This window comes from Vibrio sp. 1249-1 (assembly GCF_033340495.1).
The window spans coordinates 1-503 of record NZ_JAWOWJ010001243.1; the positions used below are offsets into that span (position 1 = coordinate 1).

Here is a 503-nt window from a genome sequence, read left to right on the forward strand (position 1 = left end):
CGAAGAACATGGCAACCACCGCTGTCCTGCTGGTGGGTATTGGTTTAGTGATCAACGTAATCAGTACAACAGGCATCGGCAACACTTTCTCTTTGATGATCAATGGTTGGGCGAATGGTGATTTGTTCATCATGCTCGTGTTGATTGCTTTGGCATCGTTGGTTTTAGGTATGGGCTTACCTGTGACAGCGGCGTATATTGTTCTGGGCACTTTGTCTGCCCCTGCCTTGTATAAGTTGATTGCCGAGAACCAACTTTTAGAGTTGATGGTTTCAGGGCAGTTGCCTGAGCAAGCGAAAGCGATCTTCATGCTAGCGGCACCAGATAAGCTCGATCTTCTCAATGCGCCAATGGCGCTGGAAACGGCGAAAGAAATGCTGTCACTGGTTCCTGCTGATTTTGTTGAAACGCTACTAGAGCAAAGTCTGGGTTTAGAGGCGGTTGGCTTGGCATTGTTGGCTGCGCATTTGATCATCTTCTGGCTTTCGCAAGACAGTAACGTT

At 48.1% G+C, this 503-nt stretch carries 1 protein-coding gene; it reads left to right on the forward strand.

Annotated features, from left to right (window positions below; all coding sequences use genetic code 11):
- Positions 1 to 503, forward strand: a 503-nt coding sequence (locus R7Z50_RS31495; RefSeq protein WP_318150274.1) for a TRAP transporter large permease subunit, incomplete at both ends; no start/stop codon positions are given.